Source organism: Pedobacter sp. Leaf194, from assembly GCF_001423945.1.
Lineage (GTDB): Bacteria > Bacteroidota > Bacteroidia > Sphingobacteriales > Sphingobacteriaceae > Pedobacter.
In genome coordinates this window covers 915535-936831 of sequence record NZ_LMPU01000001.1, presented here as the reverse complement: position 1 = coordinate 936831, position 21297 = coordinate 915535, and the positions used below count along the sequence as shown (strand labels likewise).

Annotated in this window: 18 protein-coding genes; 7 read left to right on the top strand and 11 right to left on the bottom strand. The window is 39.5% G+C overall.

Annotated elements, in window-relative coordinates:
* Positions 1-40: 40 nt before the first annotated feature.
* From gpmA to ASG14_RS04285, 5 genes are all read right to left on the bottom strand, one after another.
* On the bottom strand, positions 41-730 hold the full coding sequence (gpmA, locus tag ASG14_RS04305) for a 2,3-diphosphoglycerate-dependent phosphoglycerate mutase (RefSeq protein ID WP_056869775.1): 690 nt from the start codon (positions 728-730) through the stop codon (positions 41-43).
* Between the two features lie 114 nt (positions 731-844).
* Positions 845-1960 carry a M42 family metallopeptidase gene (locus ASG14_RS04300; RefSeq protein WP_056869774.1) on the bottom strand — a complete coding sequence of 372 codons (1116 nt, stop codon included), beginning with the start codon at positions 1958-1960 and terminating at the stop codon, positions 845-847.
* Positions 1961-2087: 127 nt separating this feature from the next.
* Positions 2088-2504: a GNAT family N-acetyltransferase gene (locus tag ASG14_RS04295; protein WP_235528508.1), complete on the bottom strand. Its 417-nt coding sequence runs from the start codon at positions 2502-2504 to the stop codon at positions 2088-2090.
* Position 2505: 1 nt separating this feature from the next.
* On the bottom strand, positions 2506-3663 hold the full coding sequence (locus ASG14_RS04290) for an MFS transporter (RefSeq protein WP_056869773.1): 1158 nt from the start codon (positions 3661-3663) through the stop codon (positions 2506-2508).
* Between the two features lie 89 nt (positions 3664-3752).
* A complete protein-coding gene (locus ASG14_RS04285) occupies positions 3753-5294 on the bottom strand; it encodes an acyl-CoA carboxylase subunit beta (RefSeq protein WP_056869772.1) in 1542 nt (513 codons plus the stop codon).
* A gap of 358 nt (positions 5295-5652) precedes the next feature.
* Here ASG14_RS04285 and ASG14_RS04280 point away from each other — a divergent pair, with 358 nt between their 5' ends.
* The 3 genes from ASG14_RS04280 (at position 5653) to ASG14_RS04270 (ending at position 8401) form a co-directional block, all read left to right on the top strand.
* On the top strand, positions 5653-5997 hold the full coding sequence (locus tag ASG14_RS04280; RefSeq protein WP_056869771.1) for a hypothetical protein: 345 nt from the start codon (positions 5653-5655) through the stop codon (positions 5995-5997).
* Between the two features lie 137 nt (positions 5998-6134).
* Complete coding sequence (locus tag ASG14_RS04275) at positions 6135-7739, top strand: SulP family inorganic anion transporter (RefSeq protein ID WP_056869770.1); 1605 nt, start codon at positions 6135-6137, stop codon at positions 7737-7739.
* A gap of 5 nt (positions 7740-7744) precedes the next feature.
* Positions 7745-8401: a carbonic anhydrase gene (locus ASG14_RS04270; protein WP_056869769.1), complete on the top strand. Its 657-nt coding sequence runs from the start codon at positions 7745-7747 to the stop codon at positions 8399-8401.
* 126 nt (positions 8402-8527) lie between these two features.
* On the opposite strand, the gene ASG14_RS04265 is transcribed toward ASG14_RS04270, so the two are convergent.
* Together ASG14_RS04265 and pruA are read right to left on the bottom strand one after the other, a co-directional pair.
* Positions 8528-9493 carry a phytanoyl-CoA dioxygenase family protein gene (locus ASG14_RS04265; RefSeq protein WP_162238702.1) on the bottom strand — a complete coding sequence of 322 codons (966 nt, stop codon included), beginning with the start codon at positions 9491-9493 and terminating at the stop codon, positions 8528-8530.
* Between the two features lie 120 nt (positions 9494-9613).
* A complete protein-coding gene (pruA, locus tag ASG14_RS04260; protein ID WP_056869767.1) occupies positions 9614-11248 on the bottom strand; it encodes an L-glutamate gamma-semialdehyde dehydrogenase in 1635 nt (544 codons plus the stop codon).
* A gap of 162 nt (positions 11249-11410) precedes the next feature.
* Between pruA and ASG14_RS04255 the strand changes: the two genes are divergently transcribed.
* Together ASG14_RS04255 and ASG14_RS04250 are read left to right on the top strand one after the other, a co-directional pair.
* Positions 11411-11773, top strand: a complete 363-nt coding sequence (locus ASG14_RS04255) for a DUF1304 domain-containing protein (protein ID WP_056869766.1) — start codon at positions 11411-11413, stop codon at positions 11771-11773.
* Between the two features lie 14 nt (positions 11774-11787).
* On the top strand, positions 11788-12297 hold the full coding sequence (locus ASG14_RS04250) for a murein L,D-transpeptidase catalytic domain-containing protein (RefSeq protein WP_200940310.1): 510 nt from the start codon (positions 11788-11790) through the stop codon (positions 12295-12297).
* A 145-nt stretch (positions 12298-12442) separates the two neighbouring features.
* On the opposite strand, the gene ASG14_RS04245 is transcribed toward ASG14_RS04250, so the two are convergent.
* The gene (locus ASG14_RS04245; RefSeq protein ID WP_056869765.1) at positions 12443-13630 is read right to left on the bottom strand and encodes an SAM-dependent methyltransferase; all 1188 of its coding nucleotides are present in this window, start codon (positions 13628-13630) and stop codon (positions 12443-12445) included.
* A gap of 263 nt (positions 13631-13893) precedes the next feature.
* Here ASG14_RS04245 and ASG14_RS04240 point away from each other — a divergent pair, with 263 nt between their 5' ends.
* Positions 13894-15630 carry a GMC family oxidoreductase gene (locus tag ASG14_RS04240; protein WP_056869764.1) on the top strand — a complete coding sequence of 579 codons (1737 nt, stop codon included), beginning with the start codon at positions 13894-13896 and terminating at the stop codon, positions 15628-15630.
* 1 nt (position 15631) lies between these two features.
* The gene (locus ASG14_RS04235) at positions 15632-16264 is read left to right on the top strand and encodes a gluconate 2-dehydrogenase subunit 3 family protein (protein ID WP_056869763.1); all 633 of its coding nucleotides are present in this window, start codon (positions 15632-15634) and stop codon (positions 16262-16264) included.
* A gap of 93 nt (positions 16265-16357) precedes the next feature.
* Here ASG14_RS04235 and ASG14_RS04230 read toward each other — a convergent pair whose 3' ends face one another.
* The 3 genes from ASG14_RS04230 to ASG14_RS04220 all read right to left on the bottom strand — a co-directional run bounded on the left by ASG14_RS04230 (position 16358) and on the right by ASG14_RS04220 (position 21217).
* Positions 16358-19318, bottom strand: coding sequence for a glycoside hydrolase domain-containing protein (locus ASG14_RS04230; RefSeq protein WP_056869762.1), 2961 nt, complete (start codon positions 19316-19318; stop codon positions 16358-16360).
* Positions 19319-19560: 242 nt separating this feature from the next.
* Positions 19561-20094 carry a 50S ribosomal protein L17 gene (rplQ, locus tag ASG14_RS04225; RefSeq protein WP_056869761.1) on the bottom strand — a complete coding sequence of 178 codons (534 nt, stop codon included), beginning with the start codon at positions 20092-20094 and terminating at the stop codon, positions 19561-19563.
* Positions 20095-20224: 130 nt separating this feature from the next.
* Positions 20225-21217, bottom strand: a complete 993-nt coding sequence (locus ASG14_RS04220; protein WP_056097531.1) for a DNA-directed RNA polymerase subunit alpha — start codon at positions 21215-21217, stop codon at positions 20225-20227.
* Between the last annotated feature and the right edge of the window lie 80 nt (positions 21218-21297).

Sequence of the window (21297 nt, the reverse complement as noted above, 5' to 3'; positions counted from 1 at the left end):
TAACGATAATGTTGAAAAAATCTGATTAAACCTTAACATTTCAATCCAAATAGTAATGGCGAATCTTCTGTAAATTATCGTCTAACTCATAAACCAATGGTGTACCTGTCGGAATTTCCAGGGCGGTTACTTCTTCAGTATCCAGGTTGTCGAGGTATTTAATTAATGCCCTTAAACTGTTACCATGTGCTGAAATAATTACTTTTTCGTTTTTACTTATTGCCGGCACAATTTCTTCATTCCAAAATGGGAGCACCCTGGCAATTGTTTGGCTCAAGTTCTCGGTTAAAGGTAGTTGCGCAGCAGTAAGTGAGTGGTAGCGCAAATCGTTACCGGGATACCGGGGGTCGGATGTAGTTATTGCGGGTGGTTCTTCATCCGGATCTCTCCGCCATTTATTTACCTGCTCTAAACCGTATTTTGCAGTCGTCTCATCTTTGTTTAGTCCCTGCAGAGCCCCATAAAAGCGTTCATTCAAATGCCAGGTTTTATGTTCAGGAATCCAAAGGTGGTCCAGTTGTTCCAAAATGATGTGAAGCGTTTTTATGGACCTTTTTAGCAGGGAAGTGAAAGCAATGTCGAAATTGTAATCGTGTTTTTTCAAAATCTCTCCAGCCTTTTTCGCTTCCAGATAACCCTGTTCAGACAAGTCTACATCTGTCCAGCCTGTAAAACGATTCTCCAAATTCCAGATGCTTTGGCCGTGTCGTATCAATACAATTTTCTTCATTTTCAGCCATTTTTTTTAAACGGGTTTTCCAAAAAAAAGGTCTAAGAAATTAACCTCAGACCCTTTTTACAAAGAATAGTCCATCTCGTTGCTTCTCGCAATTGATGAGGAATGTTATTTGAATTCTCTAAAATCCTGACCGTCTTTAATGTTTAGTAAGCTTTGGTATATTAAGCTAATTACATTATCAACGTCTTCTTTATGCACCATTTCTACAGTTGTATGCATGTAACGCAAAGGCAAAGAAATTAATGCCGATGGAACGCCGCCATTTGAGTAAGCAAAAGCGTCGGTATCGGTTCCGGTAGAACGTGATGATGCCTGGCGTTGGAATGGAATTTCATTTTTCTCTGCCGTTTTTATTAACAACTTGTTCAGGTTAGTTTGAACCGCCGGCGCATATGAAACTACCGGGCCCTTACCCGCAGCTAAATCGCCTTGAGTATTTTTGTTAATCATTGGCGTTGTGGTATCATGGGTTACATCGGTTACAATTGCAACGTTAGGTTTAATGCGCTGAGCAATCATTTCCGCCCCGCGTAAACCAATTTCTTCCTGAACCGAGTTGACGATGTATAAGCCAAAAGGCAGTTTTTTCTTGTTTTCTTTTAACAATCGTGCAACTTCGGCAATCATAAAACCACCCACCCGGTTATCGAGCGCCCTGCCTACATAGTAGCGGTCGTTCAAAACCATAAACTCATCCTCATATGTAATTACGCAGCCAACATGGATGCCTAAATTTTCCACTTCTTCTTTCGTAGTACAGCCACAATCTAAAAAGATGTTTTTTAGTTCCGGAGCCTGCTCCTTTTCACCATGGCGGGTGTGAATTGCCGGCCAGCCAAATACAGCTTTAACCAAACCTTTTTCTGTATGAATATTAACACGCTTCGATGGTGCAATTTGATGATCGGAACCACCGTTGCGGATTACATAAATCAGACCATCGTTTGTGATGTAATTTACATACCATGAAATTTCATCAGCGTGTGCTTCTATAACAACTTTATAGGCAGCTTTTGGGTTAATTACACCGACTGCTGTGCCGTAGTTATCAACAAAATGCTCGTCTATATAAGGCTTTAGGTAGTTTAACCAAAGTTTCTGTCCTTCCCATTCGTAACCTGTAGGGGCAGGATTATTTATGTATTCTTCAAGAAACTGTAACGATTTTTTAGTTACAACTGCAACGTGTTTTTTTTTGTCGTCTTCTTTTTTCTTAGCCATATTTATTTAAGGTTTCAGATTTACGATTGTGGATTACAGATAGGAAATCCTTTTCGCTAACCTAATTTTATTTGTGTTTATTATGATGATTTTTTTGGTTTTAAATTGCGGTTTGTAAACCTACAATTTAAAATTCTTTCTCCATGACTACAAAATCGTAACCATCTTTAAAAAAGGTATCTTCCGTTTCGGAGAAGCCAAATTTAAAATAAAAATCTTTTGCATTAACACGAGCATTGCACCAAAGCGCCGTTGCCCGCTGAATTTTACAAAAGTCTAAGATATATTTCATCAATTTAGTGCCGTAGCCCAGGTTTTGAGCAGCTGGTAAAACCGCAAGTTTCCTGAATTGATAAACATCGCCCTGCGAAAACAGAGACACAACACCTGTTAATTTATGATCAGCATACAAACCAAAATGCACACCGTCAAAATCATCCTTTAGCTTTACAGAATCGAAAGGCATATCGGGGTACATCGCTTCGTGCCTGATTCGCCAGGTTAGCGAGGGGAAAATTTGCTCTATTTGAACCAGTGCTTCCAAATTAAGATTTCTTGTTTCCGTAGAATTTGTAAATTAAAATATTTAGGACAATGATTGCTGCCATACCGTAGCAAAATAAACTCCAGCCGCCTTTATCCCAAAGGAATAAGCCAAGCGCTGAGCCACAACTTGCGCCAATAAAACTTACCGACATAAATATCGTATTTAGCCTGTTCCTTGCTTCCGGAATTAAGGTGTAAATTCTTGTCTGATTGGTTACGTGAATGGCCTGCTGGCCGATATCAATAAGAACGATACCAACTACGAAAAGGTATAAATGGCTGCCGGTAAAGTAAAACAGCGCAATGCTTACAATCTGTAAAATGAAACCAATCATTAGATTTTTGCGAGGATTGTTTCCATCGCTAAGTTTTCCAACTAAAGGTGCTGCCAAGGCGCCCGCTGCACCGGCAATGCCAAACAAACCAATTTGCAAAGTTTGAAAACTGAACGGAGGGTTTGCAAGAAACAATACCATGGTTGTCCAAAAGGCACTTATAATTGCGAAGGCAAGGAAATTGATGATGGAGGTTTCCCTTAATACTGGCTGTGTTTTAATGTAGCTAAACATGGAAGTCATTAACTCTTTATAACTCCCTTTAAAACCCGGGTAACTTTGTGGAAAACGTTTGGCCATTAAAGCAATTAGTAATGCACAAATGCCTGCAGCAATATAATACATTGCCCGCCAACCGAGCCAGAAGCCGATACTACCGCTCACGGCCCTTGATGCCAGAATACCAACCAGTAAACCACTCATAATCATGCCGATGTTTGCACCACGATTCTCATCAGAACTTAAATTTGCCGCCAACGGTAAAATAAGTTGAGGAACAATGGAACAAGCTCCGATTAAAACCGAAGCAATCTCGAGCAGGAAAAACGTTTTTGAAAGCGCTGCAACAAGGAGCGCCAGAATAGCAAAACCAGTTATTACTAAAATCTGTTTCTTACGCTCGAACATGTCGCCAAGAGGGACTAAAAGAAATAAACCAAAAGCATAACCAATTTGGGTTAAGTAGGTAATGCGACCGGCGTAGCTTTCTGTAAGGTTGAAATCTTTGGCAACCAAAATTACCAAAGGCTGGCAGTAATAAATATTTGCAACAATTAGGCCTGTGCAAAAGGCCATCAACAAAATATCGGCTCTTTTCAACATTTAAGTTCGAAGTAAAATTAGCGTGTGGCGGCGTAAGCAAGGCAATCCTAATCATTCATTTTCTCCTTGCTGCTTTAGCGCCATCGTTGTTACAAAGGTATATTTCCGTGTTTCTTGCGAGGACTGTTTACTACCTTATTTTCTAACATTTTAAAAGCTTTTATCAACTTTAAACGTGTCTGCGATGGCTCTATAACTTCATCGATAAAGCCACGTTCGGCAGCACGATAAGGGTTTGCGAAGATATCGGAATAAAGCTTTTCCTTTTCGAGCCATTTTTCCTGCGGATTTATGGCAGAAGTAATTTCTTTTTTAAAGATGATTTCCGCTGCACCCTTTGCACCCATTACTGCAATTTCCGCACTTGGCCAGGCATAATTCAGGTCGGCTCCAATGTGTTTACTGTTCATCACATCATATGCACCGCCGTATGCTTTGCGGGTGATAACTGTTATGCGTGGCACCGTGGCTTCGCTAAAAGCATATAGTAACTTTGCGCCATTAGTGATGATTCCGTTCCACTCCTGATCGGTTCCGGGAAGGAAACCCGGCACGTCTTCAAACACCAATAAGGGTATATTAAAGCAATCGCAAAAGCGAACAAAACGAGCCGCTTTCGTTGAGGAATTACTATCTAAAACGCCGGCCAGGTAAGCTGGTTGATTAGCAATAATGCCAATACTCCTGCCTGCCAAACGAGCAAAACCGACAACAATATTTTCAGCAAAATCTTTGTGTACCTCCAAAAAAGAATCAGGATCGGCCACCGCTGAAATTACATCTCTAATATCATAGGGTTGTGAAGCATTTTCGGGCATAAAAGTGTTAAGTTCGGGCCTGCTTTCATCACTGGGTTCGTAGGGTAAGTGCACGGCTGTTTCCTCGCAGTTTTGAGGCATGTAACTTAATAGCTTTTTCACATGTGTAATGGCTTCTATCTCATTGGCACAGGCGAAATGTGTTACACCCGATTTGGTTGCATGGGTGCTTGCGCCGCCAAGTTCTTCGGAAGTAACCTCCTCATGTGTAACGGTTTTAACCACATTAGGGCCAGTTACAAACATATAAGAGGTATTTTCTACCATTAAGATAAAATCGGTAATTGCAGGCGAATACACTGCACCACCCGCACATGGGCCCATTATTGCCGATAACTGCGGGATGACGCCCGAAGCCTGAACATTTTTATAAAAGATATCTGCATAGCCACCCAGCGATACAACACCTTCCTGAATTCGGGCGCCACCGCTATCATTAAGCCCAATTAACGGAGCGCCATTTCTCATGGCCATATCCATCAATTTGCAAATTTTTTCGGCATGCGTTTCTGATAGCGAACCCCCAAAAACCGTGAAATCCTGCGAGAAAACATAGGTTAGCCTCCCGTTTATCGTGCCGTATCCAGTTATTACACCATCTCCTAAATACTTTTCCCGTTCCATGCCAAAATCGGTACTGCGATGGGTAACGAGCATACCAATTTCCTCAAAAGAGCCTTCATCCATTAAAAAGTGAATCCGTTCTCTTGCTGTAAGTTTGCCTTTATTATGCTGACTATCTATTCTCGCCTGGCCACCGCCAAGTTGTGCCTGATTAATTTTATCTTGAAGTAAGGCTATTTTCTTATCCATATATTTGGTTGATAACAGATTTAAATTAAAATCCTGACCGGCAATTTAAGGTTTGGCCAGGCTGTTGCTAAGCACTACAATCTTTGTTGTTAAGCCTGACAGAAGCGATATCCTTTTTGGTATTGAAGCCTTCGCTACCGGTTACGAACCCAAAAAGATTTAGCAAATGGCAGGACCACTTTAACCGACAACGAACTGAACAAGTGCTTTCGAAAAAACAATTGCAAGGTATTAAAAAAAGAGATTAGCGAACGCAACAAAGTTTATATTGCAATTTTTTTACACCTTAAAGTATTGAAAAACCAATTATCCGTTTATTTTTGTATCCGACTTTAAAACACAACTAAAGAAAAAACGAATGTTTTTAAGGAAATACAAGTATTTAATCGTTGCCGCATTTATGCTCATCTTCAGTGCGAAGATGGTAATTTCTGGCGCTCCGGTTTTTTGTACCTGTATTGATAAGGAAATTATGAACGCCGTAATCATGCAAATTGAGTTAGAGCATGATGGCGGAAAGGATGCCGCCAAAGACACATCCAAGTTCACCGATTTTAAACTTGTCGAGTTAAATCATCCAATTTTTTCTTACGAGTTCTCCTCCAGTCATTTTATTTTGAAAAGCAGTTTTATTGAGCATTTCAAAAGATATGTTGAGCCATACCACCCAACGGTTCCAACACCTCCGCCTAACTTTATCTAATTTTTTCAGTTTAACAGCACTTTCTCGATTATTTTAGGATAGCACAGAATATACGCTAATTGGGTATAGCTATCAATTATTTTTTCGCTGTTAAACCACGATTTATTCGTTAAAATTTATTAGATAATTATATCGTTATGCAAAAGTTTAACCCGGCCTTTTCAGGTTCGGATGTAAAAAAATATATTCTTAAAAAGAATTTAAAGAAAGATTTACCATCAAGTATTGTGGTATTTTTAGTGGCCCTGCCATTATGTTTGGGAATTGCGCTGGCTTCGGGCGCACCATTATTTGCCGGTTTAATTACCGGGATTATTGGCGGCATCGTTGTTGCCTCCTTTAGCGGCTCGCAGCTGAGCGTAAGTGGGCCTGCTGCAGGTTTAACGGTTATTGTTTTGGGTGCAATAACCTCATTAGGCACTTACCCTACATTTCTGCTAGCCGTTGTTTTGGCAGGTGTTTTTCAATTAATTTTGGGTTTAGTCAAAGCCGGAACAATTGGCAATTACTTCCCTTCGAGCGTAATTGAAGGCATGCTGGCCGCAATTGGTTTAATCTTGATTTTAAAACAGCTTCCTCATGCTTTAGGCGTTGATACTGATTTTAGTGGTGATGAAGGATTTTTTCAGCAAGACCATGAAAATACGTTTTCGGCAATTACCGCAGCGTTAAGCCATTTTAGTTTGGCAGCAGTTGTTATAAGCCTTTTGTCCATAGCGATATTACTTATTTGGCCAAAGTTTCCTAAACTGGCAGTTGTGCCTGCACCATTGCTGGTGGTGGTTTTGGGCATAATCGGCACCATCATTTTTGCGGGTACAACATATCCACTGCGTGCCGACCAAATGGTTAAAATACCTGTTGTAAATGGTTTCGGCGAATTTATGGGCTTATTTACCATGCCCGATTTCTCTCAGCTGGCTAATAAGAACGTTTACATTGTTGCCGCAACAATTGCTGTTGTAGCGAGTTTAGAAACATTGCTAAGCATTGAAGCCGTTGACAAAATTGACCCGATTAAACGCGTTACGCCTACAAACAGAGAGCTAATGGCGCAGGGCATTGGTAACATTGCCAGCGGGATGGTTGGTGGTTTGCCAATGACGTCGGTAATTGTTCGAAGCTCGGCAAATGTAAATGCCGGAGGCAGAACAAAAATGTCGGCAATATTTCATGGCGTGTGGCTATTGCTTTCCTTGCTTTTTATTCCACAGGTAATTAATTTAATTCCATTGTCTTGTTTAGCGGCAATTTTGCTTGTTACCGGATATAAGTTAACCAGGGTGAGCTTGTTTAAACACATGTACCACAAAGGTTGGGATCAGTTTGTCCCTTTTGTGGTAACTGTTTTAGCGGTTCTGTTTACCGATTTACTGAAAGGTGTTGCGGTTGGTATGCTGGTGTCAATTTTCTATCTGCTGCGCACAAACATGCGTAATCCATTCTTTTACAGAATTACCAATGATGGCGATAAAAAGAATATCAGAATTAAACTGGCGGAAGAGGTTTCCTTTTTAAACAAAGCAGCAATACAAGTGGTTTTAACGAATATTCCTAGAGAAACAAATGTAATTATAGATGGAACAAATGCCCGATACATAGACCCTGATGTTTTGGAAACCATTTTTAATTACAAACACAATGCTTATACCAAAGGCATTATCGTAACCTTAGAAAACGTACAGAAACATTACACTGTACCAAAATTAACTAACAAAATAGTAGAAGACATTAATAAATAGAATTTATGTGCGCAAAAACAATTGAAACAAAAGATATAACATACGATAAATTATTGCAGGGAAATAAAGACTGGGTGAAAGATATGATCGATAAAGATCCTGCTTTCTTTGATAAACTTTCTGCCGGTCAGAGTCCACCGGTTTTATGGATTGGTTGCTCTGATAGCCGCGTTCCGGCGAATCAAATTACAAATACTAAACCAGGTGATATTTTTGTGCATCGCAATATTGCAAATGTTGTAGTACACACCGATATGAACATGCTTTCAGTATTGGATTATTCGGTAAACGTATTAAAAGTGAAACATGTTATTGTTTGTGGCCACTACGGCTGTGGAGGCGTTAAAGCCGCTTTAGGCAACAAACAAGTTGGCATTATCGACAACTGGTTGAGAAACATTCGCGATGTTTACCGCATGAATGAAGGCGAAATGGCGGCAATCGAAGATGCAGACCAGAGATTTGACAGGTTGGTAGAATTAAATGCCATCCAGGGAGCTTCAAATGTAATGAACACTTCGATTGTGCAAACCGCATGGTCTAAAGGCCAGGAACTGGCTGTACATGCATGGGTTTACAGTCTGCAAACAGGAATAATTAAAGATATGGAAGTTACCTGTACCTGCCTTGATGATGTTACACCTGCCTTTAAAGTAGGATAAACACAGTTTAAGTACAGCTTTTTTGTTTAATGAAATGCCCCGATTTTTACTTCGGGGCATTTTTTGTAACTGCATATTGACTGCCTGTATACTTCAATTATAGCTTGAACTAGGCCTTGCCGAAAACTATCTGTTTTTTCTAAATAAGTTACGGAGTAACAAACTAAAAGAACCCTGCATTCTATTGCCTGGATTATTGAAAATATACTGCGTTTTATTTGTTTTTAAGTAACTGAGCCGCTCTCCATTGTAACTTGGGCTTACTTTTTCTCCGGTGGCAATGTTAACCAAATTGTTTCTTAAATTTAACTCATCGGTAACCATATTGCTTAACATTGGGGTGTAATAGTAGCAATCTTTAAAAAAGTAGTGCGTAACCTGCGACCAACGACTGGAGCCTTCCTTTAGTACGGGTGAACCACCATGTAAAATGTTACTCGACCAGATTAGGGCATCGCCTTTCTTTGCATGAAACACCTTTTTTTCTAAACCGTTTACTTTTACAATCTCAGCCATAAAATCTTCGTAATCCTTATAATCTTCATAAGAAGTACTTTTTGCGCCTTCCTTTATTTGGGAGAAATTATATTCAGGCAGGCGTTGCGAACCGGGATAATAAAATAGTGGACCATTTTCTTCAGTTACATCCTCCAAAGCAACCCAAACGCCGCACATAAACTTAGCAGGAAGCGAGCTGAAATGTATCGTATCTGAATGCGCTCTTTGCTGAGAACCAACACAGAAGTTTAAAGTCTGGAATGGAAAAGATTCCCTCCCATAAAGCATGGAGAGCAAATCCAACAGGGGTTGATAAGAGGCCAACTCTTTACTCGCCGCTGATGCCTTCCAGAAATCCTGAATCCGCTGCTCATCCCGGTAGGTTTTAATCGGAAAATCTTTGTTAAAGCCAATTTCTTCTGCATCTTTTCTAACGCGGTCTATTAAATCAATCGGCAAAAAATCAGATAAGACTACATAGCCATCTCTGTTGTAATCGGTTGCAAGCTTTTTTTGTTCCTCACTGAGATTTTTTGTCTTTATGATTTCGCTAGAAAATGGTGATTCCACCCAGGGAAAGTTTGATTGTATCATGGCTAAGTGCATTATGCTAACCTTGTTCGCAAATCACGAACAACAGATTAGTCTAAAAAATTTGTCGCTAAAATAATAAAACCCCTGCTTTTTGCAGGGGTTTTATAGGTAAAAATGTGTTTAATCTTCAGCTAAAAACGGATATCGGTAATCAGTTGGCGATTCAAAAACTTCTTTAATTGTGCGTGGAGAAACCCAACGCAACAAGTTTATCATCGAGCCTGCTTTATCGTTCGTACCCGAACCTCTGGCACCACCAAAAGGCTGTTGTCCAACAACTGCGCCTGTACACTTATCGTTGATGTAAAAGTTACCTGCCGAATTGCGTAAAGCATGGCTTGCTTTATCAATAGCATAACGGTCTTGAGCTATTAATGCCCCGGTTAAGGCATATGGCGAAGTGGTATCAATTACTTCCAATATTGAATCGAAATCGTTATCAGCATAAACATATACAGTTAAAACCGGCCCGAATAACTCTTCGCACATGGTCGTATATTTTGGGTCGTTAACTACTAAAACCGTCGGTTCTACAAAATAACCTTTGCTTTTGTCGTAATTACCACCGGCAATAATTTCTACTCCTGCATCTTTCTTTGCCTGGTCTATATATTTAGCCAGCTTGTCAAATGAACGCTCATCGATAACGGCATTGATGAAGTTTGTGAAATCTTCGGTACCACCCATTTTAAAGGAAGCAATATCACGCAACATTTGTTCTTTAATTTCTGGCCAAAGGCTTTCTGCAATGTAAACACGGCTGGCGGCAGAACATTTTTGTCCTTGATATTCAAAAGCACCACGAACAATCGCTGTACTTGCAATATCTGTTTGCGCAGACGGGTGAACCAGAATAAAATCTTTTCCACCGGTTTCGCCAACAATACGAGGATAAGATTTGTATTTGTGGATGTTTGTTCCAATTGTTTTCCATATCTCCTGAAACACTTTTGTAGAACCTGTAAAATGTATACCTGCGAAATCTGGGTGATTAAAAATCACTTCGCCAGTTTCCGGCCCGTCGGCATAAACCAAATTTACAACGCCATCAGGTAAACCTGCTTCGCGAAAAATCTCCATCAAAAGGTTAGCTGCATATACCTGGGTGTCTGCAGGTTTCCAAACCACAACATTACCCATCATTGCTGCAGATGCCGGTAAATTTGCGGCGATAGCCGTAAAATTAAAAGGTGTTAAAGCGAAAACAAAGCCTTCTAACGGGCGTTGTTCTACGCGGTTCCAGCTTCCACGAGGCGAAACAGGAGGTTGTTGCTTGTAAATATCTGCCATATAACTTACGTTGAAACGCAAGAAATCAATCAGTTCACAAGCCGCATCAATTTCTGCCTGATAGGCATTTTTGCTCTGCCCCAACATTGTGGCAGCGTTTAATTTATAACGGTATTTACCAGCAATTAAATCTGCAGCTTTTAAAAATATTGCTGCTCTATGTTCCCAGGAAAGGCTTTCCCAATCTTGCTTTGCAGCCAGGGCCGCATCAATAGCCTGTGATATATGGTTTTTATCGCCAATGCTAAACTGGGCTAAAATATGTTGATGATCATGCGGTGGAACAACTTTCCCCTTTTTTTCGGTATGAATTTGCTTCCCGCCAATATACATCGGAATATCTTGTTGGTGTGAGCGAGCCTCAGCAAGTGCCTCCTTCAAAAGCGCACGTTCTTTACTGCCTGGACCATAATTTAATATAGGTTCGTTTACCGGAGCGGGTACGTTAAAAAATCCTTTAAGCATATGTTATTTTTTATGATTTGTACAAAGATAAGGCTTTTTGAGGGATGCTATTCTATTATTCTGTAAAGAAATACCAGGCATAAACTCAAATTTGCCTGCGAAAACCTAGTGCATTAAATAACCTGATTTTATTGTATCTTCAACCTAGCAAATCAAAAAAAAATGCAACTAGCAGCACAAATTATTATCGGCATAATTGCCCTCATTCACATTTATATTCTCTGGCTGGAAATGTTTGCCTGGACTACCAAAGCCCCGAAAGTTTTTAAAACCATTCCAAAAGAATTATTTGCACCAACAAAAACACTGGCTGCCAACCAAGGCTTATATAATGGCTTTTTGGCTGCAGGATTAATATGGTCTTTATGTATTGAAAATGAGCAGTGGAAATTTTATGTCGCGATATTTTTTCTGTGCTGCGTTATTATTGCCGGCATTTACGGTGCTGCAACCGCAAGCAAAAAGATTCTTTATGTACAGTCGATTCCGGCTTTGGTTGCTTTAATTTTATTGCATTTAAAGTAGTATAAATTTAAAGCATGAGATTTTTTTCAGTCCTTGCGGTACTTGCGATCTTAAGCTTTAAACAGGCTTCCAGTTATAAACTGAGCGATTCAAAAATCAAAGCCGCATTATCGTTTTGCCAAAAAAACAATATGGATACTTCGGTTTGCATCATGATCGATATGAGTATCCACTCTGGAAAGAACCGGATTTTTGTTTACAATTTTAAGCAAAAAGAAATCATCATAGCAGGACTTTGTGCCCATGGCGTGGGCGGTGGTAGTACGCCGGTAAAACCGATGTTTAGCAATAAAATTGGAAGTAACTGCACTTCTCTGGGAAAATATAAAGTAAAAGGTCGTTCTTACAGTAACTGGGGAATTAACATCCATTACAAAATGCATGGGTTAGAAGAAACCAACAATAATGCTTTTAAAAGAATTGTGGTTTTGCATTCCTACACGCCAGTTCCTGACCGGAAAATTTTCCTCAAACCTTATTCGGCCAAAGTGCGGGGTGTCCGGTTGTATCTGATGGAACGATGAAAAAGATTGACAACCTTTTAAAAACAAAGAAAAAGCCCGTATTACTTTGGATTTATATCTAAAGGCAATCCGCTCATGAGCTCATCATTCCGAAAGCCTTAACATAAAGACTGCTTTGAATTTCGGATTTTAGAAATTGAAAAACTTATAGGTTTAAAAGCCGCTCTAAATGATGATAACTAATGCCAAAGTAGTCTTTACTTTCTTTAATCTTCTGGAGAATTTCTACTTTGTTTTTTGTGTCCTTTTCTTTACCCTTAATTCCGACCACTAAAACATTTTTTGGTGTATGCGCATCAGAAATAAATTCGAATACTTTCGTTTTATAACCAAAATATTCTAAAATTAAAGCACGGATTCCATCGGTAACCATCTCCGCCTGGCGTTCTAAGAAAATACCGTACTTCGTTAAAAAGGAAACGTCATTTTTTACTTTGTTGCGCTCAATTTCTCTGCGGATTTGTTTATGGCAACAAGGGGCAACAACGATTAATTCGGCATTCGCTTTAATGCCCTTAAAAATTGCGTCGTCTGTTGCCGTATCGCAGGCGTGAAGTGCAATTAACAGATCAAGGTGCTCCGCTTCGTAGTCTTCAATTGTTCCCTGTACGAAATTTAAGTGCCCAAAGCCCGACTTTTCAGCAACCTCATTGCATAAGTTTACCATATCCTGGCGGTACTCTACACCAACAACTTCAGCATTTAACTTTAAAACCGAATGTAGATAATCATACAAAGCAAAGGTTAAATAACCCTTGCCAGAGCCCATGTCTACAACATTTTTAATCGTTCCCTCTGGTAACTCTTTTATCAGAGAACTTAAAATTTCGATGTAGTGATTTATCTGGCGGAATTTGTCCTGCGCATTTTTGAAAACTTTCCCTTCCCCATCGGTAATTTTCAATTCAGTTAAATAAGATTTCGAATCAGCTTTAATTAGCCTGCTTTTCTCTTTATCGTGGGTAGCCTTTGGAATCTCCCTAGTTGATGCCGATATTTCCCTTAATACAACCTTACCGCTATTTAACTGTTCAAGAATCAAGTCCTTGTCGGCTGTAAAGAGTGTTCCTATTTTAAATCCGGCATGCAAATGTTCAGCAACGAGCTTAATGCCCTCACTTACAGAAAAGTTTTTCACCAAATCACGTGTTTTATAGCGAAATGTGAAAGCCAGCTTATCTTCTCGTTTAATAACGACTTTTCTAACCAGAATTTGCTTCAAGCCTTCTTCATCTCCTTTATAATTTCCTAAAGAGATTTTAGCAAACTTCTCTGAAGTTAAACTAGCTTGCAAAGCGGAGATAAATTGTTCAATCTGTTCTGAAAATACCATCGTAAAATTTAAACAACAAAGATAAATCAATTTCTTCAGAGAACGCCCCATGACTAATAATGTAACACTCGGCCGACTTTTTTAAAGGCATAAACAACGTTTAGTAATGAATTGCTGCTTAAAGCGTTTCTAAGATGTAATTGCCAAGAAGCGGGCTAACCAATTAAAAAAAGTTATCAGTAATGATTCCAAAAAGGCAAATGGTTTTCGTTTAATGCAATTAAAGATTATTTTAGGATAAATTTAACAGCCAAACCAAATTAATGAGTGAATTTCAGATAAAAAAATCGCCAACTGTTTATGATGCCATTGTAGTTGGCTCTGGCGCAGGTGGCGGCATGGCAGCGTATGTACTTGCAAACGCAGGCCAAAAAGTTTTAATGCTCGAAGCGGGGCAATATTTCGACCCGAGGTTAGATTCTCATCAATTAAAATGGCCCTGGGAATCGCCCAGACGTGGTGCCGGCACCGTTCGCCCGTTTGGCGATTTTGATGCCTCTTATGGTGGATGGGAACTGGAAGGTGAGCCTTATACGCAAAAAAACAAAACGGAATTCGAGTGGTTCAGGTCGCGGATGCTCGGTGGCAGAACCAACCATTGGGGAAGAATTTCGCTACGCATGGGACCGCAGGATTTTAAACCAACAGACGGTTTAACCGCCGATTGGCCAATTACCTATGATGACGTTAAACCATTTTACGATAAGGTAGACCGCATGATTGGGATATACGGCACCGTTGAAGGTATAGAAAGTGAGCCCGACGGTATCTTTATGAAACCACCAAAGCCTAGGTTAAATGAACTCTTTATTAAAAAAGGTGCTGAGAAAGCTGGCGTTAAAGTTATTACCGGCCGCGGAGCAGTAATGACGGAAGCTATTAAGGGAAATAATGACCGTGCACCTTGTTTTTACTGCGGCCAATGTGGCAGAAGCTGTAAGGTTTATGGTGATTTCTCTGCATCGTCTTGTCTGGTTATTCCGGCCGTAAAAACAGGCAACTTAACGGTAATTACCGATGCCATGGTTCGTGAAGTAATTACAGATAAAGATGGAACGGCGAAAGGCGTTTCTTATGTAAACAGAAAGGATTTACAGGAATATCAGGTAAATGGTAAGCTTGTTATTTTAGGCGCAAGTGCCTGCGAATCGGCTCGTATCCTTTTAAACTCAAAATCTTCGGCGCATCCAGGCGGACTGGCAAACAGTAGTGGTGTTGTAGGTAAATATCTTCACGATTCTACTGGTGCAGGCGTATATGGCTTTCTCCCTCAGTTAATGGATAGGAAACGATATAACGAAGATGGCTTGGGTAGTGTACACATCTATTCGCCATGGTGGCTGGATAATAAAAAATTGAATTTTCCACGCGGTTACCACATCGAGTACGGTGGCGGTATGGGCATGCCTTCTTACGGTTTCGGTGGTGGCGTTGCCTCAATTAACGGCATGGTTCCAGATAAGAACGGGAATAAGAAAGAGGCAGGCGGCTACGGGAAATCATTAAAAGAAGATTACCGACGTTTTTACGGAACAAGTGTTGGAATGGCTGGCCGCGGAACTGCGATTGCAAGAGAAGATAACTATTGCGAAATCGATCCAAATATGGTAGATAAGTACGGCATTCCGGTACTCAGATTTAATTACACCTGGGCAAAGGAAGAAATCCTTCAGGCTAAACACATGCAGGAAACTTTTCTATCAATTATGAAGGAAATGGGTGCGGTGGTAACGTCGGAAATACATGGAGCAGATACCAATTATGGATTGTTGAACCCTGGAAAAATTATTCATGAAGTTGGAACTATCCGTATGGGAGATGATCCAAAAAAATCGGCGCTGAATAAATATTGCCAGGCACACGATTGTAAAAACTTATTTGTGGTTGATGCTGGCCCTTTCGTTCAGCAGGGCGATAAAAATGCAACCTGGACAATACTTGCCTTATCCATGAGAACTGCAGAATACATATTGGCACAAAAGAAAAAACAAAATATTTAACATGAACAGACGAGAATCCATAAAGGCGCTTGGTATAACCGCCCTAAGTACAACAGTACTGGTTGAAGCCTGTAAACAACCTCAAAACACAAGCGATAAACCAATCCCTGAAGAAGTAAAGGCTGAAACTGGCCGTGAGCAATGGGAAATTGACCGAGATAAACAGCTGAAAGCAGAAAAGTTCTTCAACGAGCATGAGATGGCAACCATTACAGTTTTGGCTGATATCATTATTCCAAAGGATGAGGTTTCTGGCAGTGCATCGGATGCGAAAGTGCCTGAATTTATAGAATTTATTGTAAAAGATCTGCCGGAGCATAAAGTACCTATGCGTGGCGGCTTGAAGTGGCTTGATATTTACAGCTTCAATAAGTTTCAGAAACCTTTCGTAGATATTTCGAAAAGTGACCAGTTATCAATTGTTGATGAAATTGCTTATCCTAAAAAAGCACGACCAGAGATGCAGGCGGGCGTAGCCTTTTTTAACAGAATGAGAGACTTAACCGCTTCGGGATTTTACACCACTGAAATTGGTGTAAAAGACATTGGCTATGTTGGAAATTCGCCTAATCAATGGGCCGGCGTGCCTGATGATGTTCTGAAACAATATGGCATGCAAAATGTGAAAATATAAAAAAAGCATTCCAGACCATTTTACTAATGAAGCCATCTTTTTCGAAGAAAGATGGCTTCGTTGTTTCCCGCTACACCAAATTTTGCTTAAAGACTATTCCAAAATTAACAGCAAACCTTTCCCTTTTTCAACTAGAATCGATTTCCCATCTGGATAACTTCCTGCAACCTGAAACTTTTCGATGGATGGAGCGGATATTTTGACGCTTTCGGCATTTAAACCTAATCTTTTCCAGTCGATGGTTAAGTTAACTTTAGTATTTTCCTCGTTCCAACTTGCAAGGGCAATCATTGTTTTGTTTTTCTGTTTATAAACCGTTGCCAAAATGTTCGGATTGTCCGTCCTTACCGCACAATTTTCACTCCAGTAACCAATCATTTCCGAACCTTTAATTCCAAAATCATCCCAGGCTTTCCATAACGGTTTTGGATCACTTTTATCAGACCAGCCCAAACGGCTCGTCATTCCATATATCATACCACGCCATGGGTTTCCATCATCCTGAAGCATTTCGCCCATTAAACCAAATGGAATGCCACTCACTTCGGTTAAAAAGAAGTCAGGATTATTTTTTTGGTAGTCGAAATATTCGCCAAACCATAAACGGTTAAGGTATGGAAAATGTTCCATGTATAAAATGGCGCTGTTGTTAAATCCATCACTTTTGTTAAACTGATTTGCAGAATGTAAATCGATAATTCCAGGATGATTATTTTGTGTTAAAACTCGCTTTATACGCTTCATCGTTACCCTGTCAAACGCAACATCATCCAGATAAACGCCATCAATGCCAACATTGTTAACCAACCAATTCATGCCCTCCACATAGTAATTGTGCCAGCGGTTCATGCCGCTGTTTATAACTGCCGCATCTTTAATTTCGGGCACAAACCATGCTGCTATGTAGTTAGAATCTAAATGTTCTTGCAACCAGCTGAAACCGCCACCCTTTCCAGGCGAGTAAACTTCAGTACCCAAACTCCTAAGTGCCGGCAACTCATACGCATGATTGGAAAGCTCGCGGACTGTATTATAAATTTTAACTTTTAACCCTTTTCCATGAGCCTCATCGATGTACTCCTTCATTTTTTTCGATTCAATAAAAGGATAATTTATCCACGGATTTATAGGCGTAGCATGATGAATATTTACAACTGTTGCACCGGTAGCCTTGATGGAATCCAGGTCACCGTATTTATGATAAAAGCGGTTGTTCCATTGAAAATCAGTATCCAACAAATGGAAAGGCGTAATCAGTAAATTAAAATTGTAATAGAGCACGTCGCCCTCTTTCATTGAATGTGGTCCAGTAAAGTTATCAGCCAACATCGAACTGCCTTTTACATTGATCTGAATTCCCCCTTTATTATCATTTCCCCACGATTTAGGGAGCAATAATGGTTTCTGCAGATAAAAATTGGTATTAAGCGGTCGAACATAATGCTCATCCCGCAAATTGTAATACAGGCCGGCATTTACGTTACCAATCCAAGCTGCATCCTGGTTTTTATTAGCTACGTCCCACTTCCATTTTACGGTATCGGGTCTTATCCCGCCTTTTTGGCCCAAGCCCATTAAGTATTTTGTAGAATTTTTTTCGAAAGGAATGTGAAAATCCACATTTGAAAAATCGACATCTTTTAATGCGGTAACTTTTACAACGTAATGAACATAGCCATCAAATTCCAATGCACCATCAACATCCATTTTGATATTTTCAGATGTATTTGAGGCTGTCCATTGTACCGTTCCATCCTCTATCTTAGTAAACTGGAAATTGCCGCTAACCAGTTTCTCCTGAGTTTTGGGCGTATTGTAAAAATGAAAGTGAATTGGCTCGTATAAAATGCGGTTTGGTTTTTTTGCATAACCGGTCATTTCTGCATTGAAGAACGTTTGAATTTGCTTCGGGAAACCGTCGGCATTAATTTCAAATGTCCTGCCTAACAACGAAATCGTGCTACCATCAACTTTCAGCCCTGTATATGGCTTAATAACTGTATTTGCCTGCGCCATGGTAGAATTAAGCCAGGTTAAGCGTGTTTGGTTAACTGGTGTTCCAACACCGGCATCTGCCAACATTTCTTTTCCAACAGTCAATTTCACATCGATTACCTTAAATTTCCCGTTAGATTTTACGGTGAATTTGCCACTGTACATCCCTGCAGCAGTTGTTTTCGGCACATCTACTGTGATCCACATGGCTTGTACGGTTCCTTTGGCAACATTTATTGTGTTCACCAGCGGCTTATTGTCGTAACTAGTGCCATTTGTATTTAAGCAGTTAATGTATTTTGTAGAAATTGTCTTTCCTGCCGATGATTTTAAGTCGCCAAAAGTAACTTTCAGATCATTCAATTCTTTTAAAGCATAAACACCAAGTTGAAAAGCGTAATGCTCACCTTTTGCAGCTGAGCCAGCGAAAGAACTGGAAATTCCTTTTTCTATCCATCTGTATGGTAAATCATTCTGCATTTTTATCGGGAAACGTCTATCCTCCCGAAAAACGATAAAGTCATCAGTTTTATGCTTCGCCCTAAGCGAGCGGGTTTCCATGGCAGTCGCAATAACTTCCATTGGATAGAAAGAGTTGAAAGCATCGATAGATTGAATTTCCAAAGCACTCGCGTTTGGGGCAACCTTATTTGTCTTTTCTAAAGGAGCACTATTGGCTTTTAAATACACGCCTTTGGGGTAATTGCTTCTCCCCTCATTTTTGTAAGGCAAATAATAAATAAAATATCGTCCTTTTCCTGGCGCTTCAAAATAGATATCGGCACTTTCGCGATTAAAATTTTCTACACCCAAAAGCGCAGCAGACTTTCCATCAGCATCCTGGATGATTAACCTTTTCAGTTCCGGATGTTCATCCCTTCTGCGCCAGTTTACCTTAACATGCGCAACCTTACCTGGCCCATTAAACAGCACAACTACCCGATGGTTACCCAACGAGTCGGGATTCCAGCCGTTTTTGCCGTCGGTATACCTAAGAATTTGAGCATCTGCAGTTAAGTGGAAACATACTGCAAAGAGCAGGAAAAGCTTAAATTTCATTACATTTTATTTTAAGCTAATTTATAGATACGTTGTCGTAAAACTGCTATGTAATGAAAATATGAGGCAAACGTTTGTTATCGTGTTTGCCTGATTGAATATTCTTGGTTAAGAATGGAAAATGATATCGTGAAATTGCCGAATGCTAATTAAAATGGGTGCATAAAAAAAGTCTTGTTCTTTCGAACAAGACTTCTAAATTTTTAATAAGCTTAATCCTCTTACGAAGATTTGGTATCAACTTACTCTCCTTTTGGAGCTTCAGTAGCAGGAGCTTCTTCAGTAGCAACTTCCGGTGCAGTTTCTTCAGCAACTTCTGCTTTCGCTTCTGCAGCTTTTGGAGCAGCAGTAGCTTTACTTCTACCACGACGAGTTGTTTTCTTCTCTTCTTTAGCTTCTACGTCTTTACCGTAAACTGTATTGTAATCTACCAATTCAATTAAAGCCATTTCAGCGTTATCACCTAAACGGTTGTTTAATTTAATGATACGAGTATAACCACCCGGACGATTTGCAACTTTCTCAGCAATTTCGCGGAATAAGATTGTTACTACTTCTTTATCTTGCAAATAAGCAAATACAGTACGACGTGAGTGTGTTGTATCACTTTTAGATTTAGTGATAATTGGCTCAACATAAGTACGTAAAGCTTTTGCTTTAGCTAAAGTTGTTGTAATTCTTTTGTGCAAAATAAGTGATGAAGCCATGTTAGCTAACATCGCCTTTCTGTGGCTTGCGGTTCTACCTAAGTGGTTTACTTTTTTACCGTGTCTCATTGTTTTTTAATTGAGTGCATACCGTCTCGTTGCAATTAAGCTGAGGGAATTATACACTATGAAAAATTAATTTATTTAAAGCATTAAGCTATAAGTTATACGCAATACGCGCAACTTAAAACTTAAACCCTTACTCTTCGTCTAATTTAAATTTAGACAGGTTCATACCAAATGACAAACCTTTTGACTTTACAAGTTCTTGAATCTCCGTTAATGATTTTTTACCGAAGTTTCTGAACTTTAACATATCAGCAACATCATAAGAAACCAAATCAGCTAAAGTGCGGATATCTGCAGCTTTTAAGCAATTTAATGCTCTAACTGATAAATCCATATCTACTAATTCAGTTTTAAGGATTTTACGCATGTGTAAAATTTCCTCATCAACTTCTTTAGTTTCTTCTTTTGCCTGCGATTCTAATACTAAGTTCTCATCAGAGAAAAGCATAAAGTGTTGGATAAGAATTTTAGCCGCTTCTTTTAATGCTTCTTCTGGGTGAATTGAACCATCAGTAGAAATATCTAATACCAATTTCTCATAATCCGTTTTCTGTTCAACACGGAAATTTTCAATTGTGTATTTTACGTTTTTCATTGGCGTGTAGATCGAATCGATAGCGATAACACCTACAACAGCATCAGCAACTTTATTTTCTTCAGCAGGTACATAACCACGTCCTTTATTGATGGTTAACTCCACCTCTAAAGTAACAGATTTATCCATGTTGCAAATAACATGCTCAGGATTTAAAACTGTAAAGTTGTTAGAGAATTTAGTGATATCACCAGCTTTGAACTGATCCTGACCGTTAACAATGATGAATACTTTTTCAGCATCACCAGAATCACCGGTTTTCTTAAAGCGAACTTGTTTTAAGTTTAAGATGATATCAGTTAAATCTTCTACAACACCTTTCATGGTAGAAAACTCATGCGAAACGCCTGAAAAACGAATAGTAGTAATAGCATAACCTTCTAATGAAGAAAGTAAAATTCTTCTTAAGGCATTACCAATTGTTACACCGAAACCGGGTTCTAAAGGACGAAATTCAAATATGCCATCGAAATCTGTTGATTTCTGCATGATCACTTTGTCTGGTTTCTGAAATGCTAAAATTGCCATTTATATTTTTTTAAATTCGTTATTGAATATATAGTAATATGAAAAAAGTTAATTACCCTTTTGAGGTAATTAACTGTATT